The following is a 19,591-nucleotide window of genomic DNA, read 5'->3' on the forward strand; positions in this document are numbered from 1 at the left end:
GGAATTTGATCGGAGCACTACCATAGAACAATGAGGCGCCGATTTGGAAATAGACTTGGAGTAAAAAATGGACAAGCGAGAAGCATATTGCGCCCATAGCGGAATGTATGTTACAGCATTAAGCGAATATGAAGAAGATTATGTATATAAATTTTTTCAAGAATTTGAAAAAAGCAATGACAGCTTTGCGATTGCCGACAAAATAATCGAGATGTTCATCGTCCCGACCGTAATTTTTCTTAATCAAACATCTTTCGAAAGATTCAAATTATCTCTTGAATTCTTGATTGCCAATCCACCCGACATTGAAGACGTTGATGAATTGAATGCAGCAGCAGCCTACCTTTTCGGTCTGCCAGAGGATAAAGGCGCGCTTAACTACCTCTTTAATCGCGTCTATGATGAATTTTTCAAAGGCAGGGATGTCCCACCATCCATACAGGTTAAATAAAACAGGACGGCCCACTCTTCGCCGCACACTTCGTTGCGGAGCATGTCAAATTCCTTCCCAAGAGATCGGTTCACAGATCATCATGAATATGCCCCATCACCCGGCTTAAGCCGGACCGAACACGGACCAGCCGGTGCGCGCTGCAAACATTTCCAGCGCCAGTGAACCGAGCAGCGAATTGCCGTTGTGATTGAGGCCCGGCGACCAGACGGTGACGGCCGCCTTGCCGGGGGCGACCGCGAGAATGCCGCCGCCGACACCACTCTTGCCCGGCAAACCGACGCGGTAGGCGAATTCGCCGGAGCCGTCATAGTGGCCGCAGGTCAGCATCAGCGCATTGATGCGGCGCGCGCGTTGGCTGGAGACCACCGAATGGCCGGTCAGCGGATTGCTGCCGCCGGCCGCCAGAAACAGGCCGGCATGGGCGAGCTGCGTGCAGGTCATGGCAAGTGCGCAGTGGTGGAAATAAACGCCGAGCACGTGCTCGACCGGATGCGTGAGTTTTCCGAAGGCACGCATGAAATTGGCAAGGGCTGCATTTCGGAATCCGGTCGCCTCTTCCGACTTCGCCACAGACGGATCGATGACGATGGTTTCGTCATCGGCCAGATAGCGCACGAAGCGGACGATTTCGCCGATCGCCTCGCGCGGCGTATGACCGGCCAGCACGAGATCGCTGACGGCGATGGCGCCGGCATTGATGAAGGGATTGCGCGGTTTGCCACCTTCGTTTTCCAGCTGGACGATGGAGTTGAAGGCCGAACCGGAGGGCTCGCGGCCGACGCGGTTCCATGTCGTTTCGCCATGCTTGCCAAGCGCCATGGTCAGCGTGAAAACTTTTGAAATACTCTGGATGGAAAACGGCTCGTCGCAATCGCCAACCTTGTGCTCGGCGCCGTCGACGGTGATCAGCGACATGCCGAATTTCTTGGGGTCAACATGGGCGAGCTGGGGAATGTAATCGGCAACCTTGCCTTCGCCCAGACGCGGGCCTAGCTCCGCGTGGATATCATCCAGGATCGCCTGCAGATCTGCCATGAAACGCTTCCCCTTTTGTTTGCCCGTGCCGCAGATATCAGCCGAGCCTTATGAAGCCGTTATTGTCTAAATGCCGACCGTTGTGCAACCGCTCCCACGCAGTCAGCACGCAGAGCGCGCCTGATGTGCCGGGTTTGCGCATTTGCAGGACGTTTTGAGAACTGTGTCACTGCGCAACGGTCTTACATTCGTCAGGCGTCGGGACGCGCAGGCAATGCACTGACGACAAAATTCGCTGCAGGGTGAAAAAACCTGTTTCCATTCCGGCAGGGCCATCGATATGGTCCGCCGCCAACATAGACCGGGTGCAGCGCAGCATCTTGCGCACCCAGCGAACGAGGAATTGATCATGAGCAGCTACGTCCTGACCGTGTCCTGCCCCACCAGCCGCGGCATCGTTGCGGCGATTTCCGGCTATCTGGCGGACAAGGGCTGCAACATCGTCGATTCATCCCAGTTCGACGACCTGGATGCGAAGCGTTTTTTCATGCGCGTCAGCTTCATTTCCGAAGAAGGCGTCGATCGACAGGCCCTGCTGGATGGTTTTGCGCCGATCGCTGAAAAATTCGCGATGGAAGCCGAAATCTTTGACGCCGCCGAGCGCATGAAAGTGCTGCTGATGGTGTCGCGTTTCGGTCATTGCCTGAACGACCTGCTCTATCGCTCGAAGATCGGTGCGCTGCCGATCGATATCGTCGGCGTGGTCTCCAACCATTTCGATTACCAGAAACTGGTGGTCAACCACGACATTCCTTTCCACCACATCAAGGTGACGAAGGAAAACAAGCCGCAGGCAGAAGCCCAGCTGCTTGAGGTCGTCGAAAACTCCGGCACCGAACTGGTGGTGCTTGCCCGCTACATGCAGGTTTTGTCCGATGCGCTGTGCAAGAAGATGTCGGGACGGATCATCAACATCCACCACTCCTTCCTGCCGAGCTTCAAGGGCGCCAATCCTTACAAGCAGGCTTACCAGCGCGGCGTGAAACTGATCGGCGCCACCGCGCATTACGTGACGGCGGATCTCGACGAAGGCCCGATCATCGAACAGGACACGGTCCGCGTGACACATACGCAGAGCCCGGAAGATTATGTTTCGCTGGGGCGTGACGTGGAAGCGCAGGTTCTCGCCCGTGCCATCCATGCACATATCCATCACCGCGTGTTCATCAACGGCAACCGCACGATCGTCTTCCCGCCGAGCCCGGGCAGCTATGCATCGGAGCGCATGGGCTGAATAGCCACACCCGGAATATGAGCATTTATTGGAAAGTACTCGTATTTCCCACCTGAATTCACTATGGATAGCACCTGGAGGCCATGCAATTACAGATTGCATGGCCGTTTGATTCCGGCGGTTAAAATTTGGTTAAGCATTGAATGGATAGGCGTTTTGTCCTGCGCACCGACGTGATACGACTGCGTGACCAGAGAGGGAAAACCGGTCGTGTCTGACGAATCAATGCCCGCATCGCCGCGTTTGTTACGCGCCATGCCGACGCTGCCTCTGTGGCTGACGGGCATTTTTCTGGTGGCCATCATTACGGTGACCGGCCTCATTCTGCTGGAGAACTACAAGAGCTCGCTGGCTGCCGGCGAAGCACGCGCCAGATCCTCCGCCCATGTGGTGGCCGCCCATGTGGAATGGATGATGGAGGCGAGCAATCAGGCGCTGCGTCGCGTCGATTCCGCACTTGGCGACAAACCCATCGACAGCCCGGAAAACACACTGGCCAATATCGCCGAGGCGGTGGGCGATCTGCCATCCGGCTTCGAATATTCCGTTTTCGATGCCAGCGGGCTGCAACGCTTTTCCAGCATTCCGAATGCGGCACCGCTCAATCACGGCGACCGTGGTTATTTCCAGCGCCTGCGTGATGGAGAGCCGATCGCGATCTCGCGCCTGTTCGAAGACGAGCGCACCTCCAAACCGGCCTTCATGATCGCCCGCCGCATCACCCGCAATGCGGAGTTCCGGGGCGTTGCGACGATCGCCATACCGAACGAAACAATGGACCGCTTCTGGGCATCGATGGGGCTGGGCCCACATTCGACGGTTTCTGCCGTGCGCGACGATGGCTGGCTGGTGGCACGCCGCCCGGTTTCCGAAAAGTCGGTCGATCTGAGCACCACCGAATGGTATCCGATGACGCGCACAGCGGATTCCGGCGTCTATCACAGTCCGGTCTCGCCGATCGACGGACGTTCGCGCATTGTCGGTTTCTGGAAAGTCACCGGCTGGCCGCTGATTTCGCTCGCCGCCATCGACCGGCAGGAAGTGCTCGACCAGTTCTGGAGCAACGTCTGGTCCGATGCGCTGTTTGCAATACCGCTGATGGTGGTGCTGGTTCTGGCATCGCTGTGGATTACCCGGCTGCTTTATCGGTATGCCGCTCGCAACGAAGAGCTTGAGCAGGCGCTCGAGCGCAACCGTTTTCTGCTGCGGGAAATCCACCACCGCGTGAAAAACAATCTTCAGGCCGTGCTGGCGCTGGTGCGGCTGCAGCCCCTGCCGCAGGAGGCGCGCAACGACATGACACGCCGCGTCGGCGCGATGATTGCCGTGCACGAACAGATCTATCAGCGCGACCAGTATGAGCGGGTGGATGTGGCGGCCTACGCCGAAAAGCTGATCCGCGACGTGGCCTCGGCCTATGATACGCCGGTGACGCTGGATCTTGACCTGCAGGCGGTAACCGTCGATCGCGAGCAGGCGCTGCCGATCGGCATGATCGTCAACGAAGTGGTGTCGAACGCATTCAAATATGCCTTTGCCGGCCGACCGTCGGGCCGATTGACCGTTTCGCTGAAAGAACAGGGTGACGAGTTCGCCCTCAGCATCCGCGATGACGGCCCCGGCCTTGTCGACGAGGTGGAACGCCGCGTCGGCATGGGCAGCAAGCTGATCGGCAGCTTTGTCAAACAGCTGCGCGGGCGGCATACGCTTCGCAACGATAACGGTGCTGTCTTCGAAATGACCGCGCCGCAATCGCTGTGATGCGATCTCTCAGCCGTTAGCTTCCCTGTCCGGCAGCACTTTTTCGGGCGATGTAACCGAGACCGATTGCCGTCAGCAGTCCATTGCCGGACAGATATCCCGAAGCCTCGTTTCCGGACACGCCGCAGGCTGCGCCACCGGCGGCATAAAGATTGGGCAGCGGCTTTCCCGTGCCAGCCAGCACGGCGGCGGTTCGATCCACTGCAAGGCCGCCCTGCGTGTGAAACAGTGCGCCGGTGACTTTTACGGCCCGGTATGGCGGCTGGAGTTTTTGCGCGGGTGAAAATGCGCGGCCGAAAGCATCGCTGCCGCCTTTGGCAGCGGCCGTTTCGATTTCCGCGAAGGTTTTGGTGAGCGCGTCGGCCGGGATGCCCATCAATCTGGCGAGTTCATCGACACTATCGACGGTGAGCACCACGCCCATGGCCTCGGCCCGGCGAAAATCCTCGAACTGGCGGACGATGCCGGCGATGCGTTCGTCGAACACCGTCCAGGCAATCGCGTTTGGCTGGCGTAGAATTTCTGCAGCCTGTTCCAAATAACCGCGCGCCTCGTTGCTGAAACGCCTGCCTTCGGCATTCACCTGAAAACCGCGTTCGGTGACCGTGGCCCAGGAGATCAGGATACCGGCTCGATGCGCAACGGACCCATGCCCCTGATGGCCGTTCAGGTGCCGGCTGGCGGCGCCGAGCGCTTCACCCCACAGAAGCGCATCCCCCTGATTGCCCGGATGACCGAAATAGAGCGCATCCGAGAGGGAGGAAATATGCTGGCGAACCAGATCCTTGTTGCCGCCATAACCATTGCAGGCGAGGATGAGATTATCGCCTATGCCAATTCTGAAAACGAGATGCTGGCGCTTGAAGCCGCCCAATCCGTCTGGCCGAACGGCAATGTCGCCTGTTCCTCGCAGATCCTGCCGGAAATCCGCGAATTCGAACGTACCTCAACGACCGCGCTCAACGCCTATCTGCAGCCGGTTGTCGGCGGTTATCTGCGCAAGCTGAGCGATGCCTTGAAAAGCGAAGCTTTTGGCGGGCGTTTCCACATCGTGCAGTCGAATGGAGGGGTGATGTCGGCCGAAACAGCCCGACGCCTGCCGGTGCGCACCGCCTTTCAGGCCCGGCAGCGGGTGTCATTGCCGCTGCAGCCATTTCCAAGGCCGCCGGTTTCCCCAACATCATCACCGGCGATCTCGGCGGCACGTCCTTCGACGTTTCGCTGGTGGTTGAGGGCGAAACCGCGCTTGCGGCACAGACGACGATCGATTTCGGCCTCGTCATCCGCACGCCGATGATCGAGATCACCACGATCGGCGCCGGCGGCGGTTCGATCGCCCATGTCGATTGCCGGCGGCCTGTTGCAGGTCGGCCCGGAAAGTGCCGGCTCGCGCCCCGGCCCGGTGGCCTACGGTCAGGGCAATACCCGCCCGACGCTGACGGACGCCAGTATCGTTCTCGGCCGCATCAATGCCGAACGACCGATCGGCGGCAAGCTGGCGCGGCTGGATGTGGAGGCCGCGAAAAAGGCGATCGAGGAGCATGTGGCAAAACCCTGCGGCCTCGGCGTCATGGAAGCGGCCGAAGCGATCGTCAAAATCGCCGATGGGCGCATGGCCGGCGCCATTCGTCTTGTTTCCATCGAACGCGGACACGACCCGGCAAAGTTTGTCGCCGTGCCCTTCGGCGGCGGCGGCGCGCTGCATGCCGGCGCTCTCATCAAGGATGTCGGTCTGCAGGCAGCACTGGTGCCGCGCTATCCCGGCGTCACCTCGGCGCTCGGCTGCGTCATCGCCGATATCCGCCATGATCAGGTGCAAACGGTGAACCTGACGGTCGAGGCTCTCGATACCGACATGCTCGACCGCCGCATGGTGGAGGAAGCTGAAGCCGCCCGAACAATCGTCGAGGAAGCCGGTCTGCCGATCGACCGCATCGATCTCGTCTTCGAACTCGACATGCATTATCTCGGCCAGACCCACACAGTGGCCGTGCCTTTGCCGCTGACGATCGAACACGGCTCGACCGGTGTCACCCGCGACATCGTGCAGGCGGCGTTCGATGCCGCCTATCAGGCCTCCTTCAGCCGTCTTCTGCCGGGATTGCAGGCGAAAATCGTCAACCTGCGCACCTCCGCCATCGGCCGTCGCCCGCATTTCAGCCTCGCCGCGCTGGCACCCGAGCCAGGCACGACGGTGGAACAGGCAAAACTCGGCAACAGGCAAGTGTGGTTCGACGGCTCATGGCACGACACGATCATCTATGCCCGTCTGGACCTGCCGGTGGGTGCTGTCATCGACGGTCCGGCCATTCTTGAACAGCCGGATGCGACCGTGCTGGTCGATCCGGATCTTAGCGCCCGTGTCGATGAATTCGGCAATGTCATCATGGAGCGCAAGCCATGAGCGGCCATCCGACCCCCGTTGAAAAGACCGGCCTGATCATGGTCGATCTCACCAATGATTTCCTGGCCCCGAACGGCGCCTATGGCCGCGCCGGTCAGGGTGCTGCGGAGATTGCCGCCCTGCCGGAGCGGATCAAGCCGTTGGTAGACGTTTTGCGCGACAAGGGCGGCTGGATCATCTCGGCCCAGTTCACGCTGGTGCCGGCCAAGGGCGGCGAGCCGATCATTTCACCCCACCTGAAGGAACTACGCCCCTTTCTCGGCAAGGACGATTTCGCGCCAGGCAGCTGGGGCAATGCACTGGTCGACAGCCTCGGCCCCGCCGATCTGGTGGTAGAGAAAGTCGCCTATTCCTCCTTCTACATGACCCGGCTGGAATGGGTTTTGAAGAAATGCGGCATCGAGCGCCTGATCGTCGGTGGCATCGTCACCAATGGCGGTGTGGCCTCCACCGTGCGGGATGCGCATGTGCGCGATTTCGATACGACCGTGCTGTCCGACGGCTACGCGGCCTTTTCGCCGTTCGCGCATGACACGGCGATCGAGGCGTTAAAACCGGTCGCCCGTGTCGCGACGATCGAAACGATCTGCGCCGAACTTTTCGCGCAATAACACGCCCAGACGACGATGGGAGGAGAAGAGTATGGCCAAGGTTCTGGTGATCGTCCCTTTTCCGATGGATGACGACAATCTTTCCAAACGCCGGGCGCCGCTGAATGCAGTGCGCCTCGGCGACGGCATCGATTTCGACTTCAAGCCGGTGCGCATCGCACCCGCCAACTATGTCAGCCAGCAGGATTCGGTTCTCGCGGATATCGGCATTCTGCAAGCGGGGTTACAGGCGCAAGCGGATGGCTATGATGCCGTCTGCATCGACACGATGAGCGACAGCGGCATGTCGGCCCTGCGCTCCGTTCTCGATATCCCGGTCATCGGCCCCGGCCGGCACGCCATGCTGACGGCGCTGATGCTGGGCGAAAAATTCTCCATCCTCGCCATGTGGGACCGCTGGCGGCATCTTTACACCAAGACGCTGGCGGAACTTGGCCTGAGCCACAAATGCGCCTCGCTGCGATCCGCCGGGTTGCAGTCCAACAATCAGAGCCTGCTGGCCGGCAAGGAAGAGGAATTTTTTCCGGCGCTTTACGAGGCGGCGATGAAATGCGTGCAGGTGGATGGCGCCGATGTGATCATCCTCGGTTCGACCACGATGCATGAGGCGCATGCCTATCTGGCCGAACGCCTGCCGGTGCCGATCATCAATCCCGGCCCGCTGACCTATCGGCTGGCCGATGCCGCCATCAAGCTGAAGCTCAGCCATGGCCGCAGCTCCTATCCCGCCCCCTCGCATATCGCGACGGAAAAACTGGCCGCCATGGGCGATATCGCAGCACGCCTTGCCGGAGTTTCGAGATGACTCGTATCCTTCTTCTTTCGCCCGCTGATCTCGATCTGCCGGATGACGTCGTGACTGCGGATGTGCTGGACGCCGACACACAGGTCGAACATCGCCGCGTCATCTATCCATCCTGCCCACCGATCGGCGCACATGACTGGGCGCTGGCAGATCTCGCAATTCTGGCGGCCGGGCAGAACGCCGAGGCCGAAGGTTTTCAGGCCGTTTGCCTCGCCGATTTCGGCGATTATGGTGCCGGCGCACTGCGTTCCGTGCTGGCCGTACCCGTTGTCACGGCCGGTCGAACCTCGATGTTGTATTCGCTGACTTTGGCCGAGCGTTTTTCCGTTCTCGCGACAGACCGCGACCTGACGCGGGCGAAAAAGCTTGTTCACGATTATGGGCTCGATGGCCGCTGCGAGGGCGTTGATCTGGCCGGAGCGGATATGGGCAACGAGGCATCGCGGGAGGTTCTTATCCTTGCCGGCAATGCGCGGCAGCTTGTGAAACAGGCGGGATCGACGGTGATTGATCCGGTTGCTGTTTGCCTGAAAATCGCGGAAAGCCTGATCGGCCTTAGCCTGACGCATAGCCGCCACGCTTATCCCGAGCCGCAGGTTCGCAAGGCCGACCTGATCAAGGCACTCTCGGCCTGACCTTGCCCTCCCCTGATACCGCTTGCCCGGCAAATTGCCTCGCCTTGAAACGAAGGCGAGATGAATTTAACAAATCTCTCATAAGTTGAAATTTGGCACTTGCCAAACCAAAATCAATTTAAGATACATTGTCATCTATGGTTGCATCCATAGATCTACAGCTCTGAACCTGGATCAGGGCCTCTCGACGTTTCAAGCCTTTAATTGCATCGCATCGCATTGCATGGCGTCCGCTCACATGTGGGGAGAGCGGGTGCGCCCGGGCATTTCAACAAGAGGGGGAACGATCGTGGCTGGTCTGCCTGAAACCATGATGCCATCCGTCCTACCGCGCCATCGGAAGGCGCGCCGGTTGCACTGTCTTGTCCTTGCCGGCTTGCTTTTGCTGCCGGCAGCGGCGGCCTTCGGCGGACCGGACGATTATCCGTCGGCATCCCTGCAGCCAGGACTGACGCCCGGCTGGAATGCCCACCCGAACCAGCTCGATATCGACGCGCCCGAAGACGAGGCGCAAAGCGGTATGACCGAGGCTGGCACCCCCGTTCTCAAGCGCAATGAGAACCAGTTTCCGGCCGAAGGGCGCAATGTCCTGCTCGATCTCGACAGCCTTCCGGGCCCCGACGGCGCTCCGCAACCGTTCGATTACGACAGCAGCCCGACGGCACATAATGCCATTCGCGGCAAGAATACGTGGATGTTCTGGGGTGAAGGCAACGAGATTTTCTGGAACTGGGTGCAGCAGCACGGTTATGGCCTGACGGACTTTCTCGTTCTGCTCGATTCACGCAAGCGCGACAGCCGTTTTGCCCGAAGTGGCCTCATAAACCAACCCGGTCTCGAAACGCAGGGCGATCGCGAAAAACGCATTCTCGGCCTCTATATCGACCAGGCGGGAGCAAATGTGCGTTTGCCGGGCACCGGTTCTGCCGATCCGTCTCGCCCCGTCCAGCAGCTTTTCCCGGTCGGCGACAACAAGCTTTACAAGGATGTTTTGTCAAAGCTTCCGGATGACGGGCTTGATCCGGCGATCTACGGTTATCCGAGCGGCATTCTGGGCTTGCGCCTGTTCCTCAATCCGGACTTTTTCGGCGATACGAAAGCGGCCGAGGAAGCCCGGAAATATTGGCAGGCAAAGGTTGTCGCGCCCAATGACGACGCCTATTACGAGCCCGACAAATGGGTGAGCAAGGACCCGAAACTGGTGCGGCCCTTCCGTGTCAGCATGTCCTGCGGCTTCTGCCATGTTTCGCCGCACCCGCTGTTTCCGCCCGCAAATCCGGAAAAGCCGGACTGGAAAAACCTCTCCAGCACGATCGGCGGACAATATTGGGATCCGGCCACCACATTCACCAACCTGCAGGGCAAGGACAGTTTCATCTACCAGTTCCTCGCCAGCCAGCAGCCCGGAACGATTGACACGTCGCTGGTCAGCACCGACCAGATCAACAATGCCAACACGATTACCGCGATCTTCGACCTGCCGGCCCGTCTCGCCCGTGCCGCGACCAACGCGCCGGAGGAGCAGAACGCGTCCAACCTGCTGATCCCGCAGATCGAAGATCCGACACAGGGCACCAATCCGCGCCACACGCCGCGCGTGTTGCTGGATGGCGCCGACAGTGTCGGTGTTTTCGGGGCCTTGTCACGCGTCTATCTCAATATCGGTGCCTATTCGGAAGAGTGGAAACGCCTGCACAACACCGTCATCGGCTTTCGCCCGCAACGGCCCTTCGCGGTGGCGACCAATCTGAAAAACTCCGTCTATTGGCGTGCCACCGACAAATATCGCATCCCGTACCTCGCTGCCTTCTTCACCTATCCGAGCCCAAGCCGCGGCGAGAGCGTGACGCGCCCGATGCTGCTGGGTGATACGGCCGAAGGCAAGCCGATCATCGAGATGGAAAAGGCGGAAGCGCTGAAAGGCCGCGGCGTCTTTGTTGAGAAATGCGCTATCTGTCACTCCAGCAAGCAGCCGACCGGTTTCGACCTGCAATTTTCTCGCGGCGACAAGGTTTCGAAAACTCTGGCAGAAGGCGCACCGCCGGCGCTCAGCCTGCCGATGGATTTCGCCGATTGGCCGGGATTTTTGAAGACGCAGGCCTATGGCGAATATGTACGCCAGATCGCGGCGCTGGCCGGCGAGCCGGCTGCGGATGGTGATGCATTCATCAAGGGCAATTTCCTTGCCAACGAAATCCGCATTCCGATCACCCTTGTCGGCACCAATTCCGGCCGCGCCATGGGCACCAATGCCATGCGCGGGCAGATGTGGGACAATTTTTCCTCGGAAACCTACAAGATGCTGCCCTCGGTTGGTAACATCCATTTCTTCAACCCTTTTTCCGGCAAGCAGACAGACCATTGGGGCAATAATGACAGCTTTACCGCCCCGGCCAACGGCCCCGGTTATTATCGCCCGGCCTCGCTGATCAGCCTGTGGGCGACGGCGCCTTACCTGCACAACAACGCGCTCGGAAAATACACGCACGATCCTTCGATCAAGGGCCGCCTGGAAGCCTTCGATGACGGGATCGACAAGATCCTCTGGCCGGAAAAACGCCAGTCCAGCACTTTTCGCCTGCCCGGAGATCTGCGGAATGATCCGGCAATCACAGTTGCCAACGGCGATGCCGGTTTCATCTACCGCACCACCGTGGCCAGCTATATCGATTTTGCGCCGGGCTTCATCAAGCCGCTGCTGACAGGCGTCGTCGGGCCAACACTGGTGTCCTTTCTCACCTGCGGCCTCTGGGTGGCGCTGGCCGTCGTCTTCATCGCCTTTGCACTGTTCGGACAAACCCGGCATGCGGGTTTCGTTTTCGCGCTGGTGGCGGTGATCACCGCGGCCCTGCTGCGCGTCAGCGGTATGGATACGATCTATCCGGCACTCTGGCTTCTGCCCATCGCTGCGACGGTGATTGCTCTGCTGTTGTGGTTTGCGCTGCCCTGGCGACTGGTCGGACGCATCGTGTTCGTGCTGCTGGCCATTGGCAGTCTTTATACCGCACACCTCGCCGGCAATTTTGTCGACGGCAAATCCGGCAATCTGCGGGTTGGCCCCGTGCCGCAGGGAACGCCGGTCAATCTGCTGATGAACATGAACCCACAGGCATCGCTGCCGGTGATGTCGAACGCCGTGTTCGGCCTGGTTCGCGGCATCCTGCGGGTGAGCAAGGACAACCTGACCGGCGACGCGGCCTGGAATGCTTTCCGTGACGAGGCAGCGATACCGCTGATGCGGGCGAGCAAATCTCCGGATTTCGTACTCGACCGCGGTCACTGGTTCGCTGAAACGCTAAGCGATGATGAAAAGACGCAGCTGAAGTCATTTCTGAAAACCCTCTGATCACGCCAATTCGAAGGTTGCACAGCCATGAACGAGCAATCATCCGCAAATGTCGCGGAACTGCCGTCCCTCGTCAGCGCAGAGGAGACTCATTACGATTATATCGTGATCGGTTCCGGCGCCGGTGGCGGACCTCTTGCCGCCCGACTGGCGCTTGCCGGGCAAAGGGTGCTGGTCATCGAGGCAGGATCGGACACGGCCGTTGCCGGCCAGGACTATCCGGAGGAAACCTATACAATCCCGGCATTTCACGCGGCAGCCACCGAAGACACGGTTACGAGCTGGGACTTTTCCGTTCGCCATTACGGCAATGATAAAAAGCAGGCGGAGGACAACAAATACGATCCGACCATGGATCCTTCCACGACCGGTGGCATCGGCAAGGGTGGGATATTTTATCCGCGTGCCGCAGCCCTTGGCGGCTGCACCTCGCACCACGCGATGATCATCATCCGTCCGAATGATTCCGACTGGGAGGACATTGCCGATTTTACCGGTGACCAGTCGTGGCGTTCGGGCAATATGCAGGGTTATTTCCCGAAGATCGAGAACTGCCTCTATTACGCTGTTTATGACGGATTTTTGGGCAAGTTTTTCAAATTCGTCCAATGGGTGGCCGCCAAGATCAACCCGGCCGTCCACCTCGACCCGAACGGCCATGGCCACAAGGGCTGGCAGCCGACAAGCTTCATCGACCCTCTGGTGATCGCCGCCATCGTGCGTGGCGACCGTGTGTTCCTGAAACTGCTGTTCGATGTCGTCTGGTCTGCGCTCTCCGGCAGAAGCGCCTCTCGCGCCTTCAAGGAGGCAGCAACCCATCTGCAGATCCTGCAGTTTCTCGACCCCAATGCCCGCGCCAAATATGTGCCGAACCGCGCCCGCCTTTCCCTGATTTCGATCGGCACCGATGGCAGCCGCCGCATCGGCCTGCGGGAATGGCTGCTGACGGTGGCCAATGATCCGAAAAACGCACTGACGCTGAAAACAAACGCCCATGCCACACGGCTGATCTTCGAAAAACTGACACGCTCAGCTCCGCCACGGGCTGTCGGCGTCGAGGTTGAACTCGGCGCGAACCTCTACAGGGCAAGCCGGGGACAACCGGGCCCGACGGGTGAGAAGCGCCAATATTTTGCCACCAAGGACGTGATCGTTTCCGGCGGTTCGTTCAATACGCCACAATTGCTGATGCTGAGCGGTATCGGCGAAGCCGCCCATCTCAAGAAGATGGGCATTGACGGTCTGCGCGACAGGGCGGGCGATCTCGTCTCGCCGGTCATCAATCTGCCGGGCGTCGGGCGCAATTTGCAGGACCGTTACGAAGTCAGCGTCATCTCCGAACTGAAGAACGATTTTTCGACGCTGAAGGACGCAACCTTCCAGCCCGATCCTTCCGTCCCGCCGGGTGATCCGAACAAGACCAGTGATCCCCTTTTGAAGAAATGGCGAACCGATCAAGGTGGGCTTTACGCCACCAATGGTGGTGCGCTTGCCTTCATGATGTCGTCCAAGGTCAACACGCGCAAGGCAGACCCCGATCTCTTCGTGTTCGGCATCCCCGCCGCTTTCCGAGGTTATTACTGGGGCTGGTCGAAGGAGTTGTTGTGGCGCACCAAGGGCGCCGGCACCGACCAGAGAAACCTGTGGAGCTGGGTCATTCTCAAGGCCTATACCGACAACAATCAAGGTCTTGTGCGGCTGCGCACGGCAGATCCTTTCGATGTGCCCGATATCGATTTCAACTCCTTTCCGCGCGGAGCAGGCGACAAGGATGCCGCTGCGTTGATCGAAACAGTCGGTCACATTCGCGAGACCAACAAGAAGATCAAGGGCCTGAAAGATGAGGTCCAGCCGGGAAAGAGCCTCGACAGCTACGACCTGCTGAATGACTGGGTGCGGCAGCAGGCCTGGGGGCACCATGCCTGCGGCACTTGCCGCATGGGCAGCGATGTATGGCGCGCGAATGTGAAGGATCTGGACGACAAGTATGCTGTACTGGACAGCAAGTTCCGCGTTCATGGCGTCGAAAATCTGCGCGTGGTCGATGCCTCCGTTTTCCCCCGCATTCCCGGCTATTTCATCGTCACGCCTGTTTTCATGATTGGCGAAAAGGCGGCCGACACGATCCTGCAGGATCGACCCAGTTATCCCGACAGCCTGATGGCCTGCGAGGCCGCCGCCGTCAAAGAGCGTCGACGTATCAATGCGGCCACGCCCACCGACCCCGAGGAGCGGAGCGAAGCGGCCCGCATGCTCGAAAACGATGCGCCGGTCGGCACGCCGGACGCCCATCTGCCGAAGGACTGTATCGGTCTTGCCCTGTCCGGCGGCGGTATTCGCAGCGCCACCTACGGCCTCGGCGTGCTGCAGGCACTCGCCCAAAACGGCGTACTTGCCAAGATCGATTTTCTCTCCACCGTTTCGGGTGGCGGCTTTATCGGCGGCTTTCTGGGGCGGCTGTTCACGCGCAAAAACCCCATGACACCAAACCTGCAAAAGCAGGTGGCACACACGTTGACCGATCCGACATCCCCGGAAATCTGGTGGCTGCGTCGCAATGCCGATTACCTCATCGGCGGCGGGCGCTCGGATTTCGAAACGGACATCGCCATTATCGCCCGTAATCTGACGACCATGCTGTTCTGCATTGCCGCGCTGGTGGTGACGGCCCTAAGCGCCCTGCGCTGGCTGGCCGATACGCTGTTTACCGTTCAGGCAATCGCGATTACCCCAAGCCCGGTCGGCGATCCGATGGTGAACCAGACGGCGGCGGTGGAATTCGACGAATGTACCGCATGCAACCTGACGTCGATCGATGTGCCGTCATGGCTGCCTGACTGGCTGAGTCAATGGATCCCCGTGGAGATACCAAACTGGGGTCTAGGCGGCATTGAAATATCGCCCTGGTGGGTTTTATCCGTGGCCGTGGCACTTGCATCCGTCATACCGCTTGCCATCGGTTACTGGCTGCTCGCCAATCCGGGCTCGCGCTGGCGTTATTCCCTGACGGGGACGCTCTCCTGGGCGGCCCTGCTGGGCGCCGCCATATTCGCGTTGACGCTGCCATCCCTGCTTCTGCCGGCTTTTACCGCCATCGTCGTGCTGCTGCTGGCATGGAGCTGGCAGGAAGTGCTGCGCTGGAAAAAACCAGCGGCACCGGCCGGCACCGACTATGTGGCGCTCTATCGCAACCGTCTGTCGCGCGCGCTTGGTTCCTCGCTGTTCCTGCTGGGCACCACCGTGATTTTTGTCTTGCTCGACAGTCTGGCAAGATATTTTTCCGACGCCGAGAGCATGCCCTATATGGCTGCTACGGTCATCGCCGCACCGCCGCTTCTGCTTCTGTTGCGCAGCATCGCGACGAAACTGCTGCCGCGCAGCACAGCCGAAATTGCCAGCAGCCTGCCGCCAACATTGCGGCAGCGCATCACCGTCAACGTCCTGAGCTTTGGTCTTGCCGCCGTCTTCTTCGTCGCGCTCGATGCTCTTGTCCATTACGCCTTCAACCGGGATGAGACGATCGGGGCATGGCTTTTGCTGTCCGCACTTTTTGTCTCGCTGGCGATTGGCCACGCCTATAAATTCGCCAATCTTTCCTCGCTGCAGCAATCCTTCACGCAGAAACTGACGCGAACCTTCCTCGGCGCGTCCAACAACAACCGCGTGCATCCGCTTGGCCCCGATGCGGCGGTGCCTGTGCAGGTCTCAGACAGCGGCGACGACATGTTCCTGACCGATTATCACCCTGAGCGTCACGGCGGACCACTTCATCTCATCAATGTCTGTCTCAATGAAACGGTGGACTATCAGTCAGGTCGGCAGTTGCGTGGCAACAAAGGCCTCGGCATGGCGCTTGGCCCCTGCGGCATCAGTGTCGGCTCGCGCTTTCATGCCTTGTGGAAGCCGGAGCCTGAGAAACAGGCCGCTACAGTCGCTGCCGCACCGAAAAAATGGGTCAGTCGCGACCGGCGGGCCGTAGAGGCCATTCCGGTCTCGCCAGATCCGAATGCATTCCATGCCTTTGAAAGCCGTGACAGCAGCGAGGTTGCGGTCGAACAGCTGACGGTCGGCCGCTGGATGGCGATTTCAGCCGCGGCAAAATCCACCGGCGCCGGGCGCTATACCAGCCTGCCGATGGCGCTGCTGCTTGGTCTTTTGAATATCCGCCTCGGTTACTGGTGGAACAGCGGCATCGACGCCGGAGATCGTCCCGGCCGTTATCCGCCCGGTTTGTGGAGAAAGATAAAGGGGCTTCCTTCCGCACTTTTCGCGGTTCAGGCGATCATCCTGAACGAATGGCGCGCGCGTTTTGAAGGGCCGAATGCGAGACGCTGGTATCTCAGCGATGGCGGGCATTTCGAAAATTCGGGGGTCTACGAACTGATCCGCCGGCGCCTGCCGCTGATCATCGCCGTCGATGCCGGCGCAGATCCGGATTACCAGATGGAGGATGTCGCCATCCTGATGCGGCAAGTGCGGCTCGACTTCGGCGCCGAAATCACCTGGCTCGACCCCGGCATCGCCATTCCGGGAGCATCGCCATGGGCGGGCCTGCAGAACGCCGCACAGGCACTACCGGATGCGCTCCAAATTCCGCAATTTATCCGGGATGTCGTCAAGCAACCTCTGGCCATCGGCAATCTCGACAGCATCAAACGTGATGGCCCCGTGACCACCGCCTTTGCCCGCGTGTGTTTCAGGGATGCGCCGGCAACCGGTTGCTGGCTGTTGTTGATCAAGGCGAACCTGGCCCCAAAAGTCCCGGCGGATGTCACCAACTATGCCATACTCAACACGGCTTTTCCCAATCAATCGACGCTCGACCAGTTTTTTCAGGACGACCAATGGGAAAGCTATCGCTCGCTTGGGGAATGCGCCGGCAACAGCGTGTTCGGATAGAATTTTGTGCGGGCGCGCCGGCTGCCATCTAGCCGAGATCGATAGCTTCCTTTGCGTAACCCAACGAAAGGGACAGCCGAACTTTGGCAACGCATGATGTTGCGACCGTGCGGTCTGGGCCGCTCCGGCCGATGCCGCCGGTTCACTACGGCCATGAGATGATTTTGGAGGCGCAATCATTCGGGGCCAGCGCCGCCCGGAGAGACCGGGTCAGTTGCAACAGTAGGCATTCGTTGATTGCCTTATGGCCGCGGTTTCACCTGAGCCGAACATAGGCGCAGATGCGACGACAAGGCGCCATACAGCCAAACACGCAAAGCCAAAGGTCAAAACCAATCTCGCCAGCAGGCTGCACGGTTATTCGGCCCAATCGGCAGCATCCGAAGCGCGCCGCCTGCTGACCCATCTTCTCGGACCTATGCCCTGGGCGGCTAACCTCGAACGTTTACGGGACTCGGTTGCGGCTTACAATTCCAGCACCCGCTCCGCCGTCCAGAACAGGCCGATTGCCGCAATCACCACGGAGGCGGGAATGGCCACATAGGGGCGGTAGATGTTCCAGCGCTGGAACCAAATGGCAAAACCGAAATAAGCAATTGCGATAATGACCAGTTGCGCGAGTTCGATGCCGATATTGAAGCTGATCAGCGCCGGAATGATATCAGCGCGGGAAAGCTGCAATTCCTGCAGGGCGCCTGCAAAGCCCAAGCCGTGCAGGAGACCGAAGCAGAACACCACGACCGGCCGCCAGGGCGACAGGTTTCGCGTTACGATGTTTTCTATCGCCACATAGGCGACGGAAAGCGCGATCAGCGGTTCAACAAAATGCGATGGCAGGCTGACAATGCCATACATGCTCAAACCCAATGTGACCGAATGCGCCAGCGTGAAGGCCGTGACCTGAACGAGGATCGGGCGCCAATGCGGAGACAGAAGAAAGATACCGAGCACGAAGAGAATGTGATCCAGCCCTTCCGGGAGGATATGAAGGAACCCGAGTTCCAGATATTGCAGCATCAGGCCGGGAAGCCCCTGTTTTGCGACATTGCCGGTGATGGAGAAAGGCCTGCTCTCGGAAGCTCCCTCCAGCCATTGGGTCTCAGACGTGCTATGTGCCTCGTCCACCACCACAAGCCCATAGGTGCTAAAGACCAGCTCGTAACGCCAGGACAGTGTCTCGGCCTGTGCGGGAATGGGGCCGCCCGCGCTCAAGGTCACGAAAGCCGGCAACGTGATATCCTGCGGGATCACCATCTCGGCAATGTTTGGCTCGACCGCAACCGCCTGCGGACCGAAACGCAATTGCATATGCGGCGCAAGTGCGGGCAATAGGCCTTGCAGCCGTTCGAGCGCCTGCGCCTCCGTCAGGTCACGGCTGGGTGGCTCATTGCGCTCGGCCTCCAGCCGATTGATCAGCATGGTCGGTGCAGTAGTGATCTCCACTGACCAGCGTTTATCAGCACCGAGCGTCAGGCGCACACTTGTGGTGCCGATCTCGTGTGCGGAAGCATGAAGGGATGGCCAAAGCCAGAAAAACGCGACGAAAAGACAGAAACACCAATAACGCTTTGCCATATATTCAATCCCCCAACATCTCGAATGTCAGCGAGGCCCAGTCGCTTTCCCAATCCACATCGGAAAACCAGCCGGCACGTCGCATATGCACGGAGCGGATCAGCCAGACACCGGCCTGAGGCAGATGCATCCGCACCTCTCCCTTCGCATCCGATCGCATGACGATCCTGGCTGCTGGCCTGTCTCTGGCTATGGCTTCAATCTGCGCCCCTGCAAGCGGCTCACCATCGATCAGCAGACGCAGGTCGAGCACAGCCTCCACCCGTGTCGGGTCCGCAAGCGGCACGATTTCGTATCGCAGCCCGACTGGTCTGGTCACGAGCTCGCTGCCGATTTCTCCACCGAGAATGGCCTTGGCATTGCGGTAAAACCGCTCACGGCCGACGCGATCCTGCTCGCCCCGCCTGATACGCTCAGCAACAATGTCACCCAAGCCGTTCTGGACCAGATATTCATCGAAACGTTGTGCCGGCATTTCGATTTGAGAACCGCCACCGCCATACACGACAAGCGCGGTCTCGTGGCCGTCAGCCTCGAACAGGCCGGCCGGATCGATATTGTCGGATCCGGCGATTGGTTGCTCTTCTCCAGCCTGAATAATAACAAACCGTTTGAGAAGGCTGGCCTGCCGTCGCACGGGATCTCCGATGAAATTCTCCCCGACCCGCAACCCAACGGAAACGATCGATCCCGGCAGCGGCCGGAAGGATGATGGTTCTATCCAGAAATCATGGGCACAGACCTGCCCTGCGCCGATGAAGAGAAAGGCCCCGGCAAAAGCCGCCAGCGACGATCGCCGCCACCGTGCCTTTCGAAAATGCGGTGATGACAT

Annotated in this window: 11 protein-coding genes and 2 pseudogenes; 9 read left to right on the forward strand and 4 right to left on the reverse strand. The window is 59.7% G+C overall.

Features of this window, described 5'->3' with window-relative positions:
- Positions 1-67: 67 nt before the first annotated feature.
- Positions 68-451 (forward strand): hypothetical protein, encoded by a 384-nt coding sequence (locus GAO09_RS03390; protein ID WP_153352610.1) that lies wholly within the window; start codon positions 68-70, stop codon positions 449-451.
- Positions 452-556: 105 nt separating this feature from the next.
- Here the strand turns inward: GAO09_RS03390 and GAO09_RS03395 are convergent, their stop codons facing one another.
- Positions 557-1,489: a glutaminase gene (locus tag GAO09_RS03395; RefSeq protein ID WP_153352611.1), complete on the reverse strand. Its 933-nt coding sequence runs from the start codon at positions 1,487-1,489 to the stop codon at positions 557-559.
- A gap of 349 nt (positions 1,490-1,838) precedes the next feature.
- On the opposite strand from GAO09_RS03395, the gene purU reads away from it, so the two are divergent.
- Together purU and GAO09_RS30305 are read left to right on the forward strand one after the other, a co-directional pair.
- On the forward strand, positions 1,839-2,723 hold the full coding sequence (gene purU / locus GAO09_RS03400) for a formyltetrahydrofolate deformylase (RefSeq protein WP_153352612.1): 885 nt from the start codon (positions 1,839-1,841) through the stop codon (positions 2,721-2,723).
- 210 nt (positions 2,724-2,933) lie between these two features.
- Positions 2,934-4,484 (forward strand): sensor histidine kinase, encoded by a 1,551-nt coding sequence (locus tag GAO09_RS30305; RefSeq protein ID WP_153352613.1) that lies wholly within the window; start codon positions 2,934-2,936, stop codon positions 4,482-4,484.
- Positions 4,485-4,500: 16 nt separating this feature from the next.
- Here the strand turns inward: GAO09_RS30305 and GAO09_RS29850 are convergent.
- Positions 4,501-5,304: pseudogene (locus GAO09_RS29850) on the reverse strand (FAD-dependent oxidoreductase); the annotation flags it as partial.
- 6 nt (positions 5,305-5,310) lie between these two features.
- Between GAO09_RS29850 and GAO09_RS03415 the strand changes: the two are divergent.
- The 6 genes and pseudogenes from GAO09_RS03415 to GAO09_RS03440 form a co-directional block, all read left to right on the forward strand.
- Positions 5,311-6,888, forward strand: a pseudogene (locus tag GAO09_RS03415) (hydantoinase/oxoprolinase family protein); the annotation flags it as partial.
- A complete protein-coding gene (locus tag GAO09_RS03420; protein ID WP_153352615.1) occupies positions 6,885-7,499 on the forward strand; it encodes a cysteine hydrolase family protein in 615 nt (204 codons plus the stop codon). The pseudogene GAO09_RS03415 and the gene GAO09_RS03420, both read left to right, overlap by 4 nt.
- Positions 7,500-7,530: 31 nt before the next feature.
- Complete coding sequence (locus tag GAO09_RS03425; RefSeq protein WP_153352616.1) at positions 7,531-8,304, forward strand: aspartate/glutamate racemase family protein; 774 nt, start codon at positions 7,531-7,533, stop codon at positions 8,302-8,304.
- Positions 8,301-8,939 carry an aspartate/glutamate racemase family protein gene (locus GAO09_RS03430; RefSeq protein WP_153352617.1) on the forward strand — a complete coding sequence of 213 codons (639 nt, stop codon included), beginning with the start codon at positions 8,301-8,303 and terminating at the stop codon, positions 8,937-8,939. Before GAO09_RS03425 ends, GAO09_RS03430 begins: the two co-directional genes overlap by 4 nt.
- Positions 8,940-9,228: 289 nt before the next feature.
- A complete protein-coding gene (locus GAO09_RS03435) occupies positions 9,229-12,285 on the forward strand; it encodes a hypothetical protein (RefSeq protein WP_153352618.1) in 3,057 nt (1,018 codons plus the stop codon).
- Positions 12,286-12,312: 27 nt separating this feature from the next.
- Positions 12,313-17,184: a GMC family oxidoreductase gene (locus GAO09_RS03440; protein WP_153352619.1), complete on the forward strand. Its 4,872-nt coding sequence runs from the start codon at positions 12,313-12,315 to the stop codon at positions 17,182-17,184.
- Between the two features lie 465 nt (positions 17,185-17,649).
- On the opposite strand, the gene GAO09_RS29530 is transcribed toward GAO09_RS03440, so the two are convergent.
- Complete coding sequence (locus tag GAO09_RS29530; RefSeq protein WP_209018588.1) at positions 17,650-18,759, reverse strand: HupE/UreJ family protein; 1,110 nt, start codon at positions 18,757-18,759, stop codon at positions 17,650-17,652.
- A 4-nt stretch (positions 18,760-18,763) separates the two neighbouring features.
- Positions 18,764-19,591, reverse strand: a complete 828-nt coding sequence (locus GAO09_RS03450) for a DUF4198 domain-containing protein (RefSeq protein WP_153352620.1) — start codon at positions 19,589-19,591, stop codon at positions 18,764-18,766.

The sequence above is a fragment of the Endobacterium cereale genome, assembly GCF_009617585.1.
Classification (GTDB): Bacteria; Pseudomonadota; Alphaproteobacteria; order Rhizobiales; family Rhizobiaceae; genus Neorhizobium; species Neorhizobium cereale.